The organism is Chitinophaga chungangae (assembly GCF_017742215.1).
Classification (GTDB): domain Bacteria; phylum Bacteroidota; class Bacteroidia; order Chitinophagales; family Chitinophagaceae; genus Chitinophaga; species Chitinophaga chungangae.
The window spans coordinates 320,210-340,598 of the sequence record NZ_JAGHKP010000001.1; the positions used below are offsets into that span (position 1 = coordinate 320,210).

Genomic DNA, 20,389 nt, shown 5'->3' on the forward strand with positions numbered 1-20,389 from the left:
CATATCTACAATAGTCAACTTAGCCATCAACAGTCAACAAATCTTGTAGCAATCAATTCCATTACTGTCTAAACAGTGATTCGTTATGAACCTGATCCAATCTATTCCTTCATTATGGAGGCTGCTGCTTGCCGCTTTCATCATCTTCCTGCCGCAACTGGCAGGCGCTCAAACCACCATTACCGGTAAGATCACCGATTCTACCGGCAGAGCCATCGAGTTTGCAAGCGTGCAGGTAAAAGGCACCACCAAAGGCGCTTTTACCGGGGCGGAAGGCAGCTTCAGCATTGCCGCGCCTTCCAACGCAGTACTGGTTTTTTCCAGCATGGGCTTCGTTTCCAAAGAAGTGCCCGTGAACGGGCAATCCGTTATCAACGTTCAGCTGGCCTCTTCCAACCGGACGCTTGAAGACGTAGTTGTAGTGGGCTATATGCAGCAATCGCGGACCAAAACTTCCGCTTCCATCTCGAAGCTGAACGCCGACGAACTGAAGAACACCTCGAATCCCAACCCGGTGCAGGCCATGCAGGGTAAGATCGCGGGCGTGTCTCTTCCCATCTCGTCCGGCCAGCCGGGCGCAGGCGCCGCCAACATCATTATCCGCGGCGGCACCAAACTCAACGTATATGGTTCCGGACAAGGCACTTCCGGCGGCAATGTATCGTCTGTAGACAGGGGCAGCAACGTATTGTTCGTGATCGACGGCGTGTTCCGCAATTCCATGAACGACGTGAACCCGGACAACATCGAATCCATCCAGGTGATGAAAGATGCGGCTTCCACTGCCATTTACGGCGCACGAGGCGCCAACGGCGTAGTGGTGATCAAAACAAAATCAGGGAAGTTCGGTTCGAAAATGAACCTTTCCATCAATCACCGCACCACCTGGGAAACCAAAGCGCGCGATTATAAGTATCTCAACGCCACAGATTATCTCCGCCTCGCGCGTACCACCGTTCAAAACACGGACGACCTTCTCAAGAAAGACAACCTGCTGAACAACGGCGGTTTTTCCGCGGGCACCCGTGTGTATACCGAACCGGGCCAGTATGGCAAAAACGTAAACCTCACCGCGCTGTACGACAATATCGTGGCAGTTGAAGGCCAGGCATACGTGGACAATCTCCTCGCCAATGGTTGGATGGTAATGGACGATCCTATCAATCCCGGTACGAAGCTGCTGTATGCAGACAACCATTACCAGGACCTGCTTTGGAATACCGGTCTTACCAACAATACCAACGTGGCCGTAAACGGCGGCACCGACAAGGCCAACTATAACGTATCGCTGGGATATACAGACCAGGCGGGCATTTTCATCGGCACAAAATATAAACGTTACGACGTGCTCGGCAACTTCGGTTTCCAGGCGGCCGAGAACTTCAAAATAGACGCGTCTATCAACTACCAGAACGTGCTGCCGAACTACGTGGAGAACTTCACGAATGAGCTCACGCGTGGCACGCGTCTCACGCCGCTGATCCGCATCATGAAAGACGACGGCAATCCCGCGGTGGGCGAGCTGTATTCAGCCCGCAACCGCCTGCATACCATCAAATACGACGATGTGCGCTCTTCCACGGAACGCCTCGTGTCCCGCCTCGCCGGCGACTGGACGATCACCAAAGGACTGCACTACAGGCCGTCTATTTCTTACCTGTTGCAGGACTACCGTTATATGTTCATGCGTAAGAAAACACCGGCAGACGAGGTGCAGCCTTCCACGCAGCGCCAAAAGAGTGAAAAGACCGACAACTACCGTCAGCTGATGATAGACCAGGTGCTGCAATACGATTTCTCTTTCCAGAACCGTCATAATTTCACGGTGCTGGGCGGTTTTAACTTCACCAAGGAAAATAACAGCAAGATCAACATCGGTTCGCAGCGCGCAGCCAACGACTACATTTATACGATCGAAGAGCCGCCGATGACTTCCATAGAGGGCAAACCGGTGACCAACGTAACAGACTTCGGTACCGAGCTGATCGAAGAACGTTCCGCCAGCTTCTTCGGGCAGGTGAACTACGATTATAAGTCAAAATATATCCTGGGCGCTACCCTGCGTTACGACGGATTTTCCAACTTCGCGCCGGGTAACAAATACGCTTACTTCCCCTCCGTGTCAGCAGCATGGAACATTCACCGTGAAAAATTCTGGAACGTAAAACCTGTAAGTTCCCTCAAGCTGCGCGCCAGCTGGGGCGTTGCTGGAGACAACAGTCTTCTTCTCACAGACACTTACGGCGGATACTCCGGCGTGAATTATGCGCTGGGCTCCGGCATCGTGCGCAGCAACCTGAGCAATCCCGACCTGAAATGGGAAAGTACAAGGTCTATGGACGTTGCGATAGAAGCGGGTTTCTTCGAGAACCGCATCAACGTGACGGTGGACTGGTATAACAAACTCACGAGAGACAGGCTGGCCAGCATGCCGCTGCCTTCGGAAGCTCCTTTCCCGTCTATCGTATACAACAACGGTTCGTTGCAGAACAGCGGCTGGGAAGTTGAGATCGGGGGAACGGTGCTGAAGAAAGGCGATTTCACCTGGAACACGAACTTCTCTTTTGCTTACAACAAACAACTGATCAAAGAACTGCCGGACAACGGCCGCGAGAAGAACCGCCAGAACGGCGCGCCTGTGTGGGACCCCGTACAGGGCAAGGAAGTGGAAGCAGGCGGTTATGCCGAAGGTGAAAGACCGTTCGGGCTTTGGGCCTATAAAGTGGAAGGCGTATTCGCCACCAATGAAGAAGCGGAAAAATGGAACCAGTCGCATAAAGACATGATGTCTTCCCCCGAAGGCCAGAAAGTAGGCAAACGCGCGGGTGACTTCATTTTCGCGGACCTGAACGAAGACGGGCTGATAGACACCAAAGACCTCGTATTCATGGGTTACCGCACACCGGACAAGATCGGCGGCTGGCAGAACAGCTTCAGCTACAAAGGCATTTCACTCCGCGTTTCCCTGGACTACGCGATGGGCCATATGATCAGCAACGGTGCGCTTGCGCGCTCGCTGGGCCAGGGCCGCGCTTTCAACGAAGGCGCTCCCGAGCAGGCGCTGGGGCCGGACATCTGGCAGAAATCAGGCGACGCGGGTAAAAAATATGCACGCTTCTCTTTTGCGGACTATGATTTCGGTCAACGTAACTACCTCCGCAATACACCGCTGGGCGTGAACAACAGCTATTCCTCCGACGTATCCGCGATGATCGAGAAAGGCGATTTCCTGGCCCTCCGAGAGATCACCCTCAGCTACGACCTGCCGGCGGTATGGATGCGCAAGATCGGCTCCAGCGGCATGAACGTGTTCGCCAGCGTATTCAACGTGGGCTATCTCACGAAATACACCGGCATCAATCCTGAGAATTACACCGGCTTCGATGCGATCGGCTACCCGAGGCCCAGGCAGTTCTCACTTGGCGCAACACTCCGGTTCTAATCGAAAAAAACATTATGAAACCGAGCATGATAAACGTTTTTCACAGCGGCATGTTATTGCGAGGTTCCATCCGACTTTAAAAAGTTCAAAATATTAACGGATGAAAAAGATATTCTTCTATATACTCGGCATACTGATCTTCACCAGCTGCGATTCGCTGCTGGACGTGAAACCGCAGTCTTCCATCACGGAAGCGGTCTATTGGCAGGATGAAGGTGATTTTGAGCCTTACGTCACCGGCATCTATCCTTACATGCGTTTTTTTGCCAACAACATAACCTATGGCACGGAAAGAAGCGAACAGCTGGTTTCCGCGCTCAACTCACGTTTTACCGCGGCATGGGGGCAGAACATTTCGCCCACTTCCGGCGCGCTGAATTATGCGGACTGGTACAGGGCTATCGGTCATTGCAACCTGTTGCTGGAAAAGATCCAGCCGTTCCGGTTCGCATCCAATCCTGATCTGAAAAAAAGAATACTGGCTGAAACCTATAGCCTGCGCGCTTATTTTTATTTCCATCTCACCCGTGTGATCGGCGATGCGCCGCTGATGCTGGAAGCCGTGACGGATACGGAAGTGCCGTTGCTGGCCCGTTCTCCCGCGCCCGATGTGATCCGCCAGATCACGGCGGACCTGGATGAGGCCATTGCATTATTCAAATCCACCGGCGGCTTCACGCCGGCCAAAATCGAATCTAAGTACCGTTTCTCCTATGCTTCCGCGCAGGCGCTGAAAGCAGACGTAAAACTCTGGAGCGCCAAAGTGCTGGGCGGCGGCAATGCAGACCTGAACGCGGCTATCGAAGCCCTCAATGAAGTGGAAAAATCCGGCGCCACTTTGAACGCGGATTTCAAAAATGCAGCCAATTCCCGCGCCGCTTCCAATCCTGAAGTGCTGCTGGCGGCCTTCTTCCTGAGAGACGAGCCTACCGGGGCGGTGGGCGGCGTGCCGGCCACTTCGCACATGTGCGTGAATGCATTCCCGTATAAAACCGGCGTAGACGGCGCCAGCAACCTGGACAGCCTGCCATATGCCGAAACTACCGCCAACGGCCAGGGCGCTTACCAGATCAGCCCGAAGTCCAAAGCGCTGTTTACCGACCCGGCAGACAAACGTATACCTTATACCTGGGTAACGGAAAGACACGGCACGGAGCTTAAAATTTCCTGGATCACCAAGTTCACCGGCACTATTTACGCAGACGGCCGCGTGGCGGACAACGATATTCCCATGTACCGGCTGGCTGACATCTTTTTGATGAAAGCCGAAGCATATGCAGCACTTAACCAAACAACCGATGCAATTGAGTATCTTGAAAAGGTAAGACTGCGTGCGGGCACCGGCGAATACACCGGCGCCACCGATAAACAGAGCGTTGAAAAGGAAATACTGGACGAGCGCGGGCGCGAGCTGTTTTTTGAGAACAAACGCTGGTACGATCTCGTGCGTTTCCACAAAGGCGGCACTATCGACGTGTATACTTACGTGCCCAACCTGGTCGGGAAAACCACGCCTTTGTTCTGGCCGCTGAACGTTACCGTACTGGCCAACAACAGTCTTATTAAACAAACCGAAGGATATAAATAATATGGAAAAAGTAACAGGACTAATTGCCGCAGCTTTCACCCCTTTTCATGAAGACGGCGCTATCAATCATTCACTCATTCCCGCACTGGTAGACAAGCTGGTGGAAGACGGCCTGCGGGGTATTTTCGTTTGCGGTTCGAACGGCGAAGGGCCGAACATGACCACGGCGGAAAGAATGGAAGTGGCAGAAGCATTTGTAAAAGCTGCGGGTAAAAGGCTCCTGGTGTTTGTGCATGTAGGGCACAGCAGCATTGCCGAAGCACGCACGCTGGCAGCTCATGCGCAATCCATCGGCGCAGACGCCATTTCGGCGGTAGCCGCGTTTTATTTCAAGCCTACTTCCGTGCAGAACCTGGCGGACAGCATGGCGCAGATCGCCGCGGCCGCGCCCGAACTGCCTTTTTATTACTACCACATCCCGCATCTTACCGGCGTGGGCATGGATATGATCGAGTTCCTGCGTATTGCAGGGCCGGCCATTCCGAACCTGGCAGGCATCAAGTACACGGCTACTTCGTTGCACGAATACCAGTCCTGCCTGGAATACGAAAACGGTAAATTCGATATCCTTTTCGGGCTGGACGAAATGCTGCTTCCCGCGATGGCTGTTGGCGCCAAAGGAGCGATCGGTAGCACGTACACTTTCGCCGCGCCGCTGTACCTGAAAACCATAGAGGCTTTCAAAAACGGTAAAGTGGAAGAAGCGCGCGCTTCGCACGCATACATGGTGGAAGTGATCCGCTACCTGCTGAGATACCCGCCCATCCCCGGCCAGAAAGCCATCATGCAGATGCTTGGCTGGGACCTTGGCCCCTGCAGGCTGCCGCTGACCACGCTCAGCCCCGAAGCCTCCGCAAAATTCAAGGGAGAGCTGGCGCGTTTGAATTTCTTCGACAAAGCACCCGTGCGAAAAACTGTACAAACACCTTAAAATACCTAAATGCGAATATTGAACAGATGGTTAGTGATACTGGCCTGCCTGCTGACTTTGGAAGCCTACCCGCAACAACCCGAAACTTTCTTTTCCTGGAAAGAAGGGGCGCAATTGCCGGATAAGGACGGCCTGGCCGGCAGTTATGCCGGTGTAAGCAACGGCGCGCTGATAATCGCGGGCGGTGCGAACTTCCCGGGCAACGGCCGCCCATGGGCCGGCGGCGTTAAAACCTGGCACGATTCCGTATGGGTGATGGAAACGCCCGGCGGCGAATGGAAAGCGGCCGGCACACTTCCCCGCCCGATGGGCTACGGCGTATCGCTCACTGCCAGCAACGCGCTGATCTGCCTCGGCGGCGGCGACGCGACTTCTAATTACAAAGACGCGTTCATGCTGCGTTATGCAAACGGAAAGATCACCCGTGAAGCATTACCCGAACTGCCCGCGCCTGTTATCAATGCCTGCGGCGCCATCGTTGACGGAACCATCTATCTCGCCGGCGGCGTAAACAGCATCGGCGGCTCCACCGAACAACAATGCTGGAGCCTCGACCTCAACTCGGGCAGCCGTGCATGGAAAGTATTGCCGCCCTTGCCCGGCGTGTCGCGCATGCTTGCGATGGCCGGCGCCATGAACGGGAACTTTTATGTTTTCGGCGGCGTGCATCAGCCCGCGGGCACGGAACGCCAGTATCTTAAAGATTGCTGGGAATATACGCCCTCCACCGGCTGGAAAAAGATCGCCGACCTGCCGCACCCGCTGGCAGCTGCGCCCACGCCGGCTTACCCGGCCGGGCAAAGCCACCTGCTGCTGTTCGGCGGAGACGATGGCGCGAATGCCGCTAAAGTAAACGACCTGAAAGACGAGCATCCCGGCTTCAGCCAAGACGTGCTTGCCTACAATATCATTACAGACGCATGGTCTGTAACCGGCACGATGCCGGTCGACAAAAAAGCCGACGCATCGCAAAACCCGCATGCCAGCGTGTATGCACCGGTTACCACGCCGCTGGTGATCTGGAATGAACAGATCGTATTGCCGGGCGGGGAAGCCAGGCCCGCGGTGCGCAGCCGTCATGTATTGATGGCCGCGGCGCAGCAGCCGCAGGGCCGCTTCGGCGGGCTCGACTGGATGGTGATCGCATTGTATTTCGCAGTGGTGATCGGCATCAGCGTGTACGTGTCGAGAAAAATGGGAGAGACCACCGGCGACTTTTTCCTGGGAGGACAAAAAATTCCCTGGTGGGCGGCCGGTTTGAGCATATTCGGCTCCAAGCTGAGCGCGCTCACGTTCATCGCCATCCCGGCCAAAGCTTATGCGACGGATTGGGTATATATTCTCAACAACCTGATGATCCTCGCCGTAGTGCCGATCGTTACGGGATTCTACCTGCCTTATTTCCGCAAGCTGCGCATCACCAGCGTGTACGAATACCTGCAGGTTCGCTTCGACGCAAAAGTGAAACTGCTGGGCAGTCTTACCTTCGTGGTCTTCCAGCTCAGCCGTCTCGGCGTAGTGATCTATCTCCCGGCGCTGGTGCTGAGCACCGTAACCGGCACGAATATATTCCTTTGCATTTTCCTCACCACGCTGGTGACCACCGCGTACAGCGTATTCGGCGGCATCGAGGCGGTGGTATGGACGGAAGTGATGCAGGTGTTTGTATTGCTCGGCGGCGCGCTCGTCAGTTTTTTCTTTATAACGGCCAATACAGACGGCGGTTTGGGTGGATTCTTCAACGAAGCGGCGGCGGCAGGCAAGTTCAAAATTGCAGACCTCGGCTGGAGCATGTCGCAGCCCGTGTTGTGGGTGGTCGTGATCGGCGCGTTCCTGACAAACCTCGTTACCTACACCTCAGACCAGGTGGTGGTGCAGCGTTACCTTACTACCAGCACTGAAGGAGAGGCCCGCCGGTCTATCTGGACGAACGCGCTGATGGTGATACCCGCCACTTTCATATTTTTCGGCGTAGGCACGGCATTGTGGTTCTTTTACCGGCATCACCCGGCAGACCTGAACCCGCATGGCAGAACAGACGATGTGTTCCCCTGGTTCATTTCGCAGCAATTGCCCGCAGGGCTTTCCGGGCTGGTGATCGCGGGATTGTTCGCCGCCACGATGTCTACCATCAGTTCCAGCATGAACGCCATTGCCACGGTGCTCACCACCGATTTTTACAAAACATTCAAAAAAGACGCCACCGATAAACAAAGCCTCGTGTTCGCCAAACGCATCACCATGCTGCTGGGCGCAACCGGCTGCGCTATCGCCGTTTACCTCGTATATCTGCAGAACGTATCCATCTGGGACCAGTACCTGAAGATCATCGGGCTGTTTGGCGGATGCCTGGCGGGCATGTTCGCGGCGGGCATCTTCTTCCCGAAGATCAATGCCAGGGGCATTTTCCTCGGCTTCATCCTCAGCAGCATCGGCCTTTATTTTGTGCAACGCAGCGAAGCGATCAGCTTTTTCCTCTACCCCGTGTTTGCCGTGATCGGCTGCGTGATAGCAGGATATATCTTCAGTTTCATTTTCCCTGACACCAAAGACAAAACACAGACCGCATCATGAAAAAGATACTCAGCGCCATAACATTATTCATCGCCTGCCTGCCCGCATGGGCGCAGGTAACGGTATACGAATCAGGAAAAGAAGGGTATAAATCGTTCCGCATCCCCGGTATCGTAAAACTGCCTAACGGCACGCTGCTGGCCTTTGCGGAAGGAAGGGTAGGCGATGCGAACGATTTCGGCGATATCGATATCGTGGTGAAAAAAAGCAAAGACAACGGCAAAACCTGGGGCCCGCTGCAGGTAGTGGCCGACAACAAAAATATGCAGGCCGGCAACCCGGCTCCTGTAGTGGATTTCACGGACCCCGCCTATCCGCAGGGCCGTGTTTTCCTTTTTTACAATACCGGTAATAACCATGAAAGCGAAGTAAGAAAAGGCAACGGCCTGCGCGAAGCCTGGTACGTCGCTTCCGGCGACGGCGATACCTGGGACGCGCCCGTGAACATCACTGCGATGGTGCACCGGCCCAAACAGGCGCCGTACAATTTCAAGGAAGACTGGCGCTGTTTCTTCAACACGCCAGGCCACGCCATGCAGTTCACCACCGGAAAATACAAAGGCCGCATCTACGTAGCCACCAATCATTCCGCGGGCGACCCGCAGCCGCGGTTTATGGAATACCGGGCCGGCGGTTATTATTCAGACGATCATGGAAAAACGTTCCAGATCAGCGAAGACCTGAGTTTCCCCGGCGGCAACGAAGCCATGGCCGCCGAGCTGGGCAACGATAAACTGATGCTGAACGTGCGCAACCAGCAGAAAAACGTGAAAGCCCGCATCGTTGCCATCAGCAGCGACGGCCGCAGCTGGGATACCGCTTATTACGACCACCAGCTGCCCGACCCCGTGTGCCAGGGAAGCCTTATTACACTGGGTTTCCGGAAAGGCAAGGCGATCCTCGCGTTTTCCAACAACGCCGATACCGTGAACCGCGACAACCTTACCCTGCGCATCAGCAAAGACGAAGGCAAAACCTGGACGCAAAAATTCCAGATAGACAGCACCGGCGCCCGCAACAACTCCGCTTATTCCGACATCATCGCATTGCGGAAACGCGAGATCGGTATCCTGTACGAAAAACACAACTACAGCCGCATCATTTTCACCACCCGTAAATACAAGAAATAAGAAATCTGAAAATTATTGCCCGATAAACTCCCGATTTGTTATTTTTCAGGACTAATCGAGCAATATGAGCAGAAGAAAATTTCTCAGGCAGTCTGCAGTACTGTCTTCCGCGATCCTGCTGCGCCCGGCTTTGAGCTGGGCCGGCACGCAGGACTTCCCTGTAGTGCGCATTCCCGCCGCGCAAAGAAAATTCCGCAGCGAAGCGGTGGAAAAGGCCATCGCCGCCGTAAAAAGCAAAAGCAGGAACCAGGAATTGTCCTGGCTTTTTGAGAACTGCTTTCCCAATACGCTGGACACCACCGTTGAATACACGCAGGCAGACGGCCGGCCCGATACCTACGTGATCACCGGCGATATAGACGCCATGTGGCTGCGCGACAGCACGGCCCAGGTGAGCCCGTACCTGCCGCTGGTGAAGGAAGACAAAGAATTGCAGCATCTTATCGCCGGCGTGATCAATCACCAGGTGAAATGTATTCTCAAAGATCCTTACGCCAACGCGTTCTATAAAGACCCGAACAAACAGGGCGAGTGGAAAACCGATCTCACCGATATGAAACCCGGCATCCACGAACGGAAATGGGAGATCGATTCACTGTGTTACCCTATCCGCCTGGGTTACATGTACTGGAAAAATACCGGCGATACTTCCCCGTTCAACGATGCATGGAAAAGCTCCATTGCGCTGACCGTTAAAACCTTCAAAGAGCAGCAGCGGAAAGACGGTCCCGGCCCGTACCATTTCCAGCGCAACACCGCCTGGGCTACGGATGGCGTGCCTTTGGCCGGTTACGGTTATCCCGTGAAACCCGTGGGGCTGATCTGCTCCATCTTCCGGCCCAGCGACGACGCCACGATCTTCCCCTTCCTCATACCTTCCAACTTCTTCGCCGTAGTAAGCCTGCGGCAGGCCGCGGAAATGGTGCAGGCGTTCCATAAAGACGCTGCGCTGGCCGCCGAATGCCGCGCACTGGCCGCTGAAGTGGAAAAAGCCATCCAGCAGTACGCCATCGTTACGCACCCGAAATTCGGCAAAGTGTACGCGTTTGAAGTGAACGGTTTCGGCAGCTTCAACCTGATGGACGACGCCAATGTGCCCAGCCTGCTGGCGCTGCCATATCTCGGCGCGGTGAAGCCGAACGACCCGGTTTATGCGAACACGAGAAAGTTGATCCTTTCCTCCGAAAACCCCTTCTTCTTCGAAGGCAAGGCAGGCAAAGGCATCGGCAGCCCGCACACCGGCATGCAGCGCATATGGCCCATCAGCGTGGTGATGCAGGCGCTTACCAGCCACAATGAAACCGAAATAAAACAATGCCTCGCGATATTGCAGAAATGCCATGCGGGGAAAGGGTTCATGCACGAATCGTTTCAGAAAGACGATCCCGCGCAGTTCACCCGCTCCTGGTTCGCCTGGGCCAACACGATCTTTGGCGAGCTCATCTGGAAAATATACCGTGAAAGGCCGCATTTGCTGGCATAAACGATTATTGCTTATTTTTAAACAGTCTTATCGCTAACGCACCCGATCCCTTATGGAGAATAAGCAAAATGCCTATTTTATCACCAGGTGGCAATCCCAGATCAAAAAAGGACTGTTCGAATATATCATTATGCTCCTGCTGCAAAAAAAGGAGCGGTACGGTTATGAGCTGATCAGCGAGATCAAGAAGCTTGCGGACATGGATATTGCCGAAGGCACCATTTACCCGCTGCTCAGCCGCCTGAAAAAGGAAAAACTGGTGGAAAGCCGCTGGGTGGAAATGGATGAAGGCGTGCCCCGCAAATATTACAAACTCACCGACCAGGGCAACGAATACCTCGAGACCATGTATAAGTATCTCGGCGAGCTGATGCAGGCGATCACTGACCTGAAGGATGTTTAAATAACAGGAAATGAACAGCGACAAAAAATATATACTGTCCCTCGATCTGGGTTCCAGCGCCGCAGGCGCCGTGCTGTTCAACCGGCAGGGCCAGGTGGTGAGACAGTTACAGAAAGAATACGAAAAATATTACCCGCAGCCCGGCTGGATAGAAGTAGACCCAAACGAGATCTGGTACACCATGCTTTCCGTGATGGAAGAGCTGGTGGCCACCGCCGGCATACAGGCTTCGGAGATCGCGGGCATCGGCATCGCCAACCAGCGGGAAACCACCGTGATCTGGGACCGTGGTACCGGAGAGCCGGTGTACAACGCCATCCCCTGGCAGGACAGAAGGACCAGCAAACTGGTCGACGAGTTCCGCTACCAGGGCTTCTCCGGGCTGGTGCAGCGTAAAACCGGCCTCATCCTCGACGCATATTTTTCTGCCAGCAAAATATCCTGGATACTCGATCACGTAAGCGACGCGCGCATCCGCGCGGAGCAGGGCCAGCTGGCCTTCGGCACCATCGACGCCTGGCTGATCTGGAAACTTACCGCGGGAAAAACGCATGTGAGCGACCTTACCAACGCCTCGCGCACCATGCTGTTCAACATTCATACGCTGGAATGGGACCAGGAGCTGCTGCGGTTATTCAACATCCCGCATCAATTGCTGCCGGCCATCTGCAGCAACAGCGAAGTGATCGCGCATACCGCGCCCGGCATACTGGAAGCAGGCATTCCCATCGCGGGGGTGGCGGGCGACCAGCAGGCCGCGCTTTTCGGGCAGATGTGCCTGGAGCCCGGCATGGTAAAAAATACCTACGGAAGCGGCTGTTTCGCGCTGATGAACACCGGCGCCAAACCCGTGGCTTCCGACCATTACCTGCTCACCACCATTGCCTGGCGTATCGGGGAAAATGTCACGTACGCGCTTGAAGGCAGCGTATTCGGCGGCAGCTCGGTGTTCCGCTGGATCAGGGACGGGCTGGGACTGATAGAATCGACGGCGGAGATCGAAGAGCTGGCGCAAACCGAACCGGACAACGGGGGCGTATTGTTCGTGCCCGCATTATCCGGCCTGGGCACCCCGCATTGGGACCCCTACGCCCGCGGCATGATCATCGGCATCACCCGCGGCACCTCCAGCGGGCATATTGCGCGGGCGGCCCTGGAAGGCGTGGCCCTCGGCATTGCGGACGCACTGGACGCGATGGAGAAAGACAGCGGCCGGGCGATCACCGAACTGCGGGTAGACGGCACATCCGCCACTTACGACTTTTTTATGCAGATGCAGACCGACATCCTGCAATACCCTGTGATGCGGCCCCGGGTAATGCCCGCCAGCGCCACGGGAGCGGCGTACCTGGCCGGTCTTGCCACCGGCTTCTGGACCCTGCAGGAGATCAAAGACCAGTATACTATTGCAAGAGTGTTCAGCCCGGAAGTGCCGGGCAACGGCAAACTGCGCGAAAAATGGCAAAAGGCCATCGCGCGGGTGAAGAACTGGGACCTGTAAGCCGGAAGGTGCGGCGCGGCGGCTAACCATATCACATACATTTGCCCGATAATAGGTGCACAAAGCATCTATATTATTAAAGGCGGAAGGGAAAACCCCCTTCCGCCTTTTGTTTTCTTTCACATTCTTTCGATTATTTCTAAAAATGTTTATTTTGCTTTCAAATTCCGTCGAAATGTTATAACTTCCAACCAAATTTTTTCATCGGATGTTATATTCATAACCTATTAAATACCCAGGAACATGAGCTGTAACATAAATTTCTCCCGAACCTGCCGCAAAAACAAGTAAATTTGCCAGTATCGGAATACGATGTATCTAGTATAATAATGCCTTTGAACACAAAGAGACAATGAACCGTACAGAACAATTGCAAAAGATCGAAAACGAGGAGTGGGATGTAGTCGTGATAGGAGGAGGGGCCACAGGGCTTGGTGCCGCGCTGGAAGCTACTACCCGGGGATACAAAACACTGCTGCTCGAACAATCCGACTTCGCTAAATCCACGTCCAGTAAAGCTACCAAACTACTCCACGGCGGCGTCCGTTACCTTGCGCAGGGCGATGTGGCCCTCGTAAGGGAAGCCAGCATCGAACGCGGGCTGCTGCTCAAAAACGCCCAACACCTCGCCAAGAACCTTTCTTTTGTGATTCCCGCCTACAGCTGGTGGGACGGCATTTTCTACACCGTGGGCCTCAAAATATACGACTGGATGGCGGGGCGCCTCAGCCTCGGCAGCTCCGTGCATCTTTCCCGCAAAAAGACCCTCGAAAAACTCCCCGGTTTGAAGGCAGACCATCTTTCCGCCGGCATTCTTTACCACGACGGGCAGTTCGACGACGCCCGCCTGGCGGTGAACCTGATGCAGACCATTTACGACAAGGGCGGCATCGCCCTCAACTATATGAAAGTGACCGGTCTTAAGAAGAACGGGAACGGCCAGCTGGGCCTCATTTCTGTGGAAGACACCGAAACCGGCCGCCGGTTTACGCTGCACGCCAAAGGCATCATCAACGCTACCGGTGTGTTTGTAGACGACATCCTCGAAATGGACGACCCCACCATCAAACGCAAGATCGTAGCCAGCCAGGGCGTGCACCTCGTGCTGGACCGCAGCTTCCTGCCGGGCAACAACGCCCTCATGATCCCCAAAACCAGCGACGGCCGCGTATTGTTCGCCGTGCCCTGGCACAACAAGATCGTGGTGGGCACTACAGACAACCCGGTGAACGAGATCAGCCTCGACCCGGTCGCCATGGAAAAAGAGATCCGCTTTATTCTCGAAACCGCCGGGCAATACCTCGAAAAAACGCCCACCCGTGCAGACGTGAAAAGCGTTTGGGCCGGCCTGCGCCCGCTCGCCAAACCGGAAAAAAGCGAAAAAACGAAAGAGATCTCCCGCAATCATAAGATCATGGTATCCGCCACGGGGCTGGTCACCATCCTCGGCGGCAAATGGACCACCTACCGTAAGATGGGCGAAGATGTGGTAGACCGGCTGGAGAAAGTAAAACAATGGTCGCCCACCCAATCGGTAACCCGCAACCTGCCGGTACATGGCTCCGGGCAAAAGCTGGACGAAAGCGATCCTTTATATTATTACGGTTCAGACGCGGCGGTGGTAAAAAGCCTGCCCGGCGCGAAAGAAACGCTGAGCGAACCGCTCGGTATCGTGAAAGCGCAGGTGCTGTGGGCAGTGCGCACGGAAATGGCGCATACCGTAGAAGACGTGCTGGCGCGAAGAACGCGGGCATTGTTCCTGGACGCGGACGAAGCGGTGCGCATTGCGCCGAAAGTGGCGGCCATTATGGCGGAGGAAACGGGGAAAGACAGGTTGTGGGAAGAAGAACAGGTACGTTCGTTCCATGACCTGGCCCAAACGTACCTGCTGCAGAAATTACGCGTTGCAATAAAATAATTACATCCACTTTACTTTTTCTTCAAGAGGCTTCACGCGCCGGCCGGTGCGTGGAGCCTCGTCTGTATAGCCCAGGTACAAAAAGCCCATCACTTTGTCTTCGTCGCGCAGGCCAAGATAGTCCTGCATGGCGGGGTGATAGGTCATACCGCCGGAGCCCCAGTACACGGCCAGCTGTTTGGCGGTGGCCGCAAGCCAGATGTTTTCCACGGCACAGGCTACCGACGCAATTTCTTCGATCTCGGGGATCTTTGGATTGGCGCCGCGTTTCATGCAGATGGCGATCACGTGGCTGGCGAGGTCGCCCTGTGTTTTCAGCTTGTCGTAACTCCCTTCCGTGAAGAGGTTGGCGGGCGTGTAGGTTTTGTAGAGGTCCGCATGCGCGGTACAAAATTCCTGTACTTTTTCGCCGCCGTACACCACGAAATACCATGGCTCGGTGAGGCCGTGGGTAGGTGCCCAGTCTGCAAGCTGCAATAATTCCCTGACGGTTCCGTCGTCCACCTTTTTGCCGTTCATGCCGGTAGGTTTTACCGTGCGCCGGTGGGTAATGATCTGTGTGATATCGTTCATGCTGTTGTATTGCTGGTTTGTTGTTTGAATGGTTCCGGCAGGCGCGCCACTTTGCGGGCCTGGTAATCGAAACATACCATGCCGGTTTTGGCTTCCGCGATGACCAGTATCTTGCCGTCGCGCGTGGTGCTGAGGCGGTAAAACAGGTCGAAGCCGACGCTGCTGAGCTCGCCGGCCGTTACTTCCACGGTGAGCGTATCGCCGTAAAAACCTTCGCCTTTATAGACGATCGCCAGGTCGCTCATAATAAGCCCGGTGCCGAAAAATTCCAGTTCGGAGCATCCGAGGGATCGAAGGTATTGCATCCTGGATTCGTGCAGGATAGACACGATCGCGTCATTGCCCAGGTGCCCGCCGTAATTCACATCGGTGATCCGCACTGGTATGCTGGTACTGAAAGCGAATGCTGCCGGCATGTCTATCTTAACTCTTGCCATGCTGTTGCTGTAAAAAAGTGATCAGTTTTTTGAATGCCTTTGCGCGGTGACTGTATTGATTTTTCTCGGCCAGTTCCATTTCCGCGAAACTTTTTTCGCTGCCTTCCGGCCGGAAGATGGGATCGTAGCCGAAACCTTCGCCGCCTTTTTTGTCCTGCAGAATATGGCCTTCGGCCACGCCTTCGAACTGGTGCTCCTTTCCGTCGAGGATGAGGGAAATGACGGTGCGGAAGCGGGCGCTGCGGCGGGGTTCGTCTTTCATCAGCCGCAATACCTTTTCGATATTGTCCGCGGCTTTTTTCTGTTCACCGGCATAACGCGCGGAAAGCACGCCGGGCTCGCCGTTGAGCGCGTCTATTTCAAGACCGGTGTCTTCCGAAAAACAATTTTTGCCGGTCATGTTAAAAATGACGGTGGATTTTTCCCGCGCGTTGGCTTCGAGCGTGTCGTGCGGCTCGGGAATGTCTATGTCTATGCCCGCTTCGTGAAGGGTGATGATGGAAAATGCATCGCCGAGCATGGAGCGGATCTCTTTTACTTTATTGTCGTTGTTGGTAGCGAATACGAAAGTCATGTTACGTGCTGAAGATTAAATGCCGAATAATTGTTTGAGCCCCATCCAGAGCCTGCCTTTTAAATTTTTGTCTGTTGCAATCAGTTGCAAACCGTCTGAATACAAAACGGGAAGCTGTTCATGCGTTTCCAGCTGGTAGGTTTGCATCGGCGGAAGACCAATACTGCCGGGCGTTACCGCGAAAATAATGCACTGGCGGACGGGCACCGCTGTTTTGTAATCCGCGAGGGTAAGGCCTGGATAAGTTGCAGCGTTTACCAATGCAACATCCTGCATTCCGAGTTTGCAAGCATTCAAAATATTGGTGAGGAGATTGAATAATTCCTCGTTTAAATATGCTTCGCTTTCGTTTTGTATCAGCAGCAGGATGTTTTTTTGATTTTCGCCTAAATATTTCACTTTGGGCAATGCTTTCTCCGTTGCGGGAGCCGCCTTCACCGCCTCGGGGATGATAGGCTGGTCGTACATTTGCGCCAAAAGATATGGGTCCAGCTGCAATTGCTCAAGGCTCATAAATATTGTGTTAAGGTTTAATGTGACGATCCCTTCTCAGGGAAATAACTTTTATTTGCAGATCGTTCGGTGGAACGGTACCGCCTTTTTGGTTTGTGATGAATTACAAACCAAGAAAGTGTAAAAATATTGAGATTAAACTGATAAACCATGATGGCAGTTGAGCAAACCACCGCTAAATCTACAGTAATGGAAGAGGCGAAGAGAAGAATTAAAGTCACCAAAACAACAAAAAGCCGCCTGGCTGAAGTGGATTTTAACAACCTCGTTTTTGGTAAAAAGTACGCCGACCATATGCTGGTGGCTGATTTTGACGGTAAGGAATGGAAAAACGCAGAGATCCTGCCTTTCCAGAACCTGAGCGTAAGCCCTTCCAATGCCGCCTGGCATTACGGGCAGGCGATCTTTGAAGGCATCAAGGCGTATAACGACCAGGAAGGCCATCCTATGATCTTCCGCCCGTACGACAATTACGCCCGTTTTAATAAAAGCGCCGAACGGATGGGCATGCCCGATGTGCCGGAATGGCTTTTTATCGGCGGCATGGCGATGCTGATCGACCTGGACAGGCAATGGGTGCCGTCTAACGAAGGCTGTTCGCTGTACCTGCGGCCGTTTATGATCGCGGCGGACGAATTTATCGGCGTACGCCCTTCAGACACGTACAAGTTCGCGGTGATCAACAGTCCTTCCGGGCCTTATTTCAATAAACCGATCCACCTGCTGGTGCAGGACAAATACATCCGTGCCTTCCCGGGCGGCGTGGGTTACGCCAAGGCCGCGGGCAACTACGGCGGCGCGATGTACCCGACCATGCAGGCCCGCAAGGAGGGTTACGACCAGATCCTGTGGGTAGACGGGCATGAATACAAATGGCTGCAGGAATGCGGCACGATGAACGTATTCGTGATCATCGGCAACCGGGCCCTTACGCCGGACCTGACGAACGGCACCATCCTGGCGGGCGTTACCCGGGCCAGCGTGATGGACGTGCTGGCAGACATGGGGCTGGAGGTGGAGGAAAGGCCGGTATCCATCGAAGAGGTGGTGGCGGCTTATGAGAACGGTACCCTGCGCGAGATCTTCGGCACGGGCACGGCGGCCAGCGTAGCTTACGTGGAGCAGCTGGACTATAAAGACCACAAGATCAGCATGGATACCACGAAATACGAGATCGGCGCCGAGGTGATCAACCGCCTGGATGCGATCCGTACGGGGAAGGCGGAAGATACCCGCGGGTGGAATTACCATGTGTAATGATCTTCACATATTAATGTCGGAAAGGGCCCTTTGAAGGGCCCTTTTTGATGAATGGTGATGGTGTGTTTCGATATCGCTTTGGTAGCGCTTTAGTAGGGCTTTAGTAGGGATACCGTAACAGGACCGTAGCAATGAGCTTTTTAACAAAGTTGTGCGGATGCAGGCGGCTTTGTATCTTTGCGGACTTATGACAATAGCCGCTTTCAAGACCTCATTGAACAACCAGGTGCCGCCTGCGGGGCTTACGCCCGCGTTGCTGGCGCTTTGGTGGGACGGAAAGGGGGATTGGGACCGCAGTCATGATATTGCCCAGGAAGACCATACCCGTGCGGGGTCGTGGGTACATGCCTATCTTCACCGGAAGGAGGGAGACCCGGGCAATGCCGCTTACTGGTATTCGCGTGCGGGGAAAGCGGTGTTTCGCGGCAGCCTGGAAGCGGAGTGGGAGCAGATCTCGGGGAGTTTATTGTTGGAAAATGCCGGTTAATCCTGCTTTTTTCGAATTTTTCCGATCACAATTTTGGTTTATAAAAGGAAAGTGATACCTTTGCCCTCCCAAATTCTCACAATGGGCTATTTGGATGTGATTGTAAACAAGCAGAAAAATATAAAATAGGTAAGAATGCCTACAATACAACAATTAGTAAGAAAAGGAAGAGAAATTATCCGGGCCAAGTCCAAATCCAGAGCGCTGGATGCTTGCCCTCAGCGTCGTGGCGTATGTACCCGTGTGTACACTACCACCCCTAAAAAGCCTAACTCCGCTCTGCGTAAGGTAGCCAAAGTGCGCCTGACGAACAAAGTAGAGGTGATCGCTTACATCCCGGGTGAAGGCCACAACCTGCAGGAGCACTCCATCGTACTGATCCGCGGCGGCAGGGTGAAAGACCTTCCGGGTGTTCGTTACCACATCGTACGTGGTTCCCTGGATACTGCAGGCGTGAAAGACAGGAAGCAGAGCCGTTCCAAGTATGGTACCAAAAAGGAAAAGGCTAAGAAATAATCAATTATAAATAGTTACAATTTTTCTAATAAATGAGAAAGCAAGCTGCGAAAAAATTACCCCTGGCTCCGGACCCAAGATTCCAGGACAAGCTGGTAACCCGTTTCGTGAATAACATCATGGAGCAGGGCAAAAAAAGCATTGCCTATAAAATTTTCTATGACGCGGTAGACCGCGTTAGCCAGATCACCAACGAAAATGGCTACGAAATCTGGAAAAAAGCATTAACGAATGTTACGCCTGCCGTAGAAGTTCGCAGCCGTCGTATCGGTGGCGCTACCTTCCAGATCCCCGCCGAGGTTCGCGCAGACCGTAAAGTATCCCTGAGCATCAAATGGCTGGTACGTTACGCAAGCGAAAGAAACGGTAAGAGCATGGCAGAGAAACTGGCAAACGAGATCGTTGCAGCCAGCAAAGGTGAAGGCGCCGCTTTCAAAAAGAAAGAAGACACCCACCGTATGGCTGAAGCGAACAAAGCTTTCTCCCACTTCAAAGTTTAGTACATTCCCGCCTTTGGCGGATGCATATAACTCAGCGAACATCCTCCGGATTCCGGAGGATGTTCGCTTTTTTTGTATATTCACCTTATGTCCCCGTACCTAAAAGCTACCCTTATACCCGTGGTGATCGTAAGCACCGCCGCAGCCCTTTATTTCGACCTCAGTTTTTTTCTCCGCGATGATTACGCTTTCGGGGCGTATCTTCCCGGCTGCCTGTTCACTATCAGCTATCTTATCGTAAAATGCTGCAGCGTACCGTTAGGTTTCAACAGGGTGCGCACCCGTCTCGCCGCCAGCTTCGCACTTTATACCATCTTTATCTGCCTGTACCATTACCCGCTCTGGTGGTCGTTTTTCGACAGGTTCCGCGACAATGATTTTATGCACGTCTTTATTATTATCACGCTTACGGAGTTCTTCCACACGTACCGCGAATATTTCTTCGGCTCCCAAAAATAGAAAGGGCCGTTCCAGATGGAACAGCCCCCTCACAAAACCAGACATATACCTTTGATAACAAAAGTATGTCTGCCGGTCTACGACCGGCGTACCCGGTTTT

Annotated in this window: 18 protein-coding genes; 14 read left to right on the plus strand and 4 right to left on the minus strand. The window is 54.0% G+C overall.

Annotation, left to right across the window (positions count from 1 at the left end):
• Positions 1-85: 85 nt before the first annotated feature.
• From J7I43_RS01415 to J7I43_RS01455, 9 genes are all read left to right on the plus strand, one after another.
• Positions 86-3,442, plus strand: a complete 3,357-nt coding sequence (locus J7I43_RS01415; RefSeq protein WP_209142498.1) for a SusC/RagA family TonB-linked outer membrane protein — start codon at positions 86-88, stop codon at positions 3,440-3,442.
• Between the two features lie 100 nt (positions 3,443-3,542).
• The gene (locus tag J7I43_RS01420; protein WP_209142500.1) at positions 3,543-5,030 is read left to right on the plus strand and encodes a RagB/SusD family nutrient uptake outer membrane protein; all 1,488 of its coding nucleotides are present in this window, start codon (positions 3,543-3,545) and stop codon (positions 5,028-5,030) included.
• Position 5,031: 1 nt separating this feature from the next.
• Positions 5,032-5,961 (plus strand): dihydrodipicolinate synthase family protein, encoded by a 930-nt coding sequence (locus tag J7I43_RS01425; protein WP_209142502.1) that lies wholly within the window; start codon positions 5,032-5,034, stop codon positions 5,959-5,961.
• A gap of 18 nt (positions 5,962-5,979) precedes the next feature.
• Positions 5,980-8,535 carry a sodium:solute symporter family transporter gene (locus J7I43_RS01430; protein ID WP_209142504.1) on the plus strand — a complete coding sequence of 852 codons (2,556 nt, stop codon included), beginning with the start codon at positions 5,980-5,982 and terminating at the stop codon, positions 8,533-8,535.
• A complete protein-coding gene (locus J7I43_RS01435; RefSeq protein ID WP_209142506.1) occupies positions 8,532-9,665 on the plus strand; it encodes a sialidase family protein in 1,134 nt (377 codons plus the stop codon). Before J7I43_RS01430 ends, J7I43_RS01435 begins: the two co-directional genes overlap by 4 nt.
• Positions 9,666-9,729: 64 nt before the next feature.
• A complete protein-coding gene (locus tag J7I43_RS01440; RefSeq protein WP_209142507.1) occupies positions 9,730-11,148 on the plus strand; it encodes a glycoside hydrolase family 125 protein in 1,419 nt (472 codons plus the stop codon).
• Between the two features lie 52 nt (positions 11,149-11,200).
• Positions 11,201-11,551, plus strand: coding sequence for a PadR family transcriptional regulator (locus tag J7I43_RS01445; RefSeq protein ID WP_209142509.1), 351 nt, complete (start codon positions 11,201-11,203; stop codon positions 11,549-11,551).
• A 10-nt stretch (positions 11,552-11,561) separates the two neighbouring features.
• The gene (gene glpK, locus J7I43_RS01450) at positions 11,562-13,052 is read left to right on the plus strand and encodes a glycerol kinase GlpK (protein ID WP_209142511.1); all 1,491 of its coding nucleotides are present in this window, start codon (positions 11,562-11,564) and stop codon (positions 13,050-13,052) included.
• 352 nt (positions 13,053-13,404) lie between these two features.
• Positions 13,405-14,970, plus strand: coding sequence for a glycerol-3-phosphate dehydrogenase/oxidase (locus J7I43_RS01455; protein WP_209142513.1), 1,566 nt, complete (start codon positions 13,405-13,407; stop codon positions 14,968-14,970).
• Here J7I43_RS01455 and J7I43_RS01460 read toward each other — a convergent pair whose 3' ends face one another.
• From J7I43_RS01460 to J7I43_RS01475, 4 genes are read right to left on the minus strand one after another with little or no spacing between them, the layout of a single operon-like run.
• Complete coding sequence (locus tag J7I43_RS01460) at positions 14,971-15,543, minus strand: nitroreductase family protein (protein WP_209142515.1); 573 nt, start codon at positions 15,541-15,543, stop codon at positions 14,971-14,973.
• Entirely contained in the window at positions 15,540-15,980 is a 441-nt protein-coding gene (locus J7I43_RS01465; RefSeq protein ID WP_209142517.1) for an acyl-CoA thioesterase, read from the minus strand. The genes J7I43_RS01460 and J7I43_RS01465 overlap by 4 nt, the downstream gene beginning before the upstream one ends.
• On the minus strand, positions 15,967-16,554 hold the full coding sequence (rdgB, locus tag J7I43_RS01470) for an RdgB/HAM1 family non-canonical purine NTP pyrophosphatase (RefSeq protein WP_209142519.1): 588 nt from the start codon (positions 16,552-16,554) through the stop codon (positions 15,967-15,969). The genes J7I43_RS01465 and rdgB overlap by 14 nt, the downstream gene beginning before the upstream one ends.
• A gap of 15 nt (positions 16,555-16,569) precedes the next feature.
• A complete protein-coding gene (locus J7I43_RS01475; protein WP_209142521.1) occupies positions 16,570-17,067 on the minus strand; it encodes a hypothetical protein in 498 nt (165 codons plus the stop codon).
• Between the two features lie 150 nt (positions 17,068-17,217).
• On the opposite strand from J7I43_RS01475, the gene J7I43_RS01480 reads away from it, so the two are divergent.
• From J7I43_RS01480 to J7I43_RS01500, 5 genes are all read left to right on the plus strand, one after another.
• The gene (locus J7I43_RS01480) at positions 17,218-18,324 is read left to right on the plus strand and encodes a branched-chain amino acid aminotransferase (protein ID WP_209142523.1); all 1,107 of its coding nucleotides are present in this window, start codon (positions 17,218-17,220) and stop codon (positions 18,322-18,324) included.
• A gap of 190 nt (positions 18,325-18,514) precedes the next feature.
• Complete coding sequence (locus J7I43_RS01485) at positions 18,515-18,814, plus strand: hypothetical protein (RefSeq protein ID WP_209142524.1); 300 nt, start codon at positions 18,515-18,517, stop codon at positions 18,812-18,814.
• Between the two features lie 135 nt (positions 18,815-18,949).
• The gene (rpsL, locus tag J7I43_RS01490; protein ID WP_026751391.1) at positions 18,950-19,330 is read left to right on the plus strand and encodes a 30S ribosomal protein S12; all 381 of its coding nucleotides are present in this window, start codon (positions 18,950-18,952) and stop codon (positions 19,328-19,330) included.
• 32 nt (positions 19,331-19,362) lie between these two features.
• Entirely contained in the window at positions 19,363-19,830 is a 468-nt protein-coding gene (rpsG, locus tag J7I43_RS01495) for a 30S ribosomal protein S7 (RefSeq protein ID WP_209142526.1), read from the plus strand.
• A gap of 87 nt (positions 19,831-19,917) precedes the next feature.
• On the plus strand, positions 19,918-20,289 hold the full coding sequence (locus J7I43_RS01500; RefSeq protein ID WP_209142528.1) for a hypothetical protein: 372 nt from the start codon (positions 19,918-19,920) through the stop codon (positions 20,287-20,289).
• Positions 20,290-20,389 lie beyond the last annotated feature (100 nt).

Excerpts from the sequence above, each read along its gene's own strand:
- J7I43_RS01415 (WP_209142498.1), top strand. The coding sequence starts at position 86 with ATGAACCTGATCCAATCTATTCCTTCATTATGGAGGCTGCTGCTTGCC.
- J7I43_RS01420 (WP_209142500.1), top strand. The coding sequence starts at position 3,543 with ATGAAAAAGATATTCTTCTATATACTCGGCATACTGATCTTCACCAGC.
- J7I43_RS01425 (WP_209142502.1), top strand. The coding sequence starts at position 5,032 with ATGGAAAAAGTAACAGGACTAATTGCCGCAGCTTTCACCCCTTTTCAT.
- J7I43_RS01435 (WP_209142506.1), top strand. The coding sequence starts at position 8,532 with ATGAAAAAGATACTCAGCGCCATAACATTATTCATCGCCTGCCTGCCC.
- J7I43_RS01440 (WP_209142507.1), top strand. The coding sequence starts at position 9,730 with ATGAGCAGAAGAAAATTTCTCAGGCAGTCTGCAGTACTGTCTTCCGCG.
- J7I43_RS01445 (WP_209142509.1), top strand. The coding sequence starts at position 11,201 with ATGGAGAATAAGCAAAATGCCTATTTTATCACCAGGTGGCAATCCCAG.
- glpK (WP_209142511.1), top strand. The coding sequence starts at position 11,562 with ATGAACAGCGACAAAAAATATATACTGTCCCTCGATCTGGGTTCCAGC.
- J7I43_RS01455 (WP_209142513.1), top strand. The coding sequence starts at position 13,405 with ATGAACCGTACAGAACAATTGCAAAAGATCGAAAACGAGGAGTGGGAT.
- J7I43_RS01460 (WP_209142515.1), bottom strand. The coding sequence starts at position 15,543 with ATGAACGATATCACACAGATCATTACCCACCGGCGCACGGTAAAACCT.
- J7I43_RS01465 (WP_209142517.1), bottom strand. The coding sequence starts at position 15,980 with ATGGCAAGAGTTAAGATAGACATGCCGGCAGCATTCGCTTTCAGTACC.
- rdgB (WP_209142519.1), bottom strand. The coding sequence starts at position 16,554 with ATGACTTTCGTATTCGCTACCAACAACGACAATAAAGTAAAAGAGATC.
- J7I43_RS01475 (WP_209142521.1), bottom strand. The coding sequence starts at position 17,067 with ATGAGCCTTGAGCAATTGCAGCTGGACCCATATCTTTTGGCGCAAATG.
- J7I43_RS01480 (WP_209142523.1), top strand. The coding sequence starts at position 17,218 with ATGATGGCAGTTGAGCAAACCACCGCTAAATCTACAGTAATGGAAGAG.
- J7I43_RS01485 (WP_209142524.1), top strand. The coding sequence starts at position 18,515 with ATGACAATAGCCGCTTTCAAGACCTCATTGAACAACCAGGTGCCGCCT.
- rpsL (WP_026751391.1), top strand. The coding sequence starts at position 18,950 with ATGCCTACAATACAACAATTAGTAAGAAAAGGAAGAGAAATTATCCGG.
- rpsG (WP_209142526.1), top strand. The coding sequence starts at position 19,363 with ATGAGAAAGCAAGCTGCGAAAAAATTACCCCTGGCTCCGGACCCAAGA.
- J7I43_RS01500 (WP_209142528.1), top strand. The coding sequence starts at position 19,918 with ATGTCCCCGTACCTAAAAGCTACCCTTATACCCGTGGTGATCGTAAGC.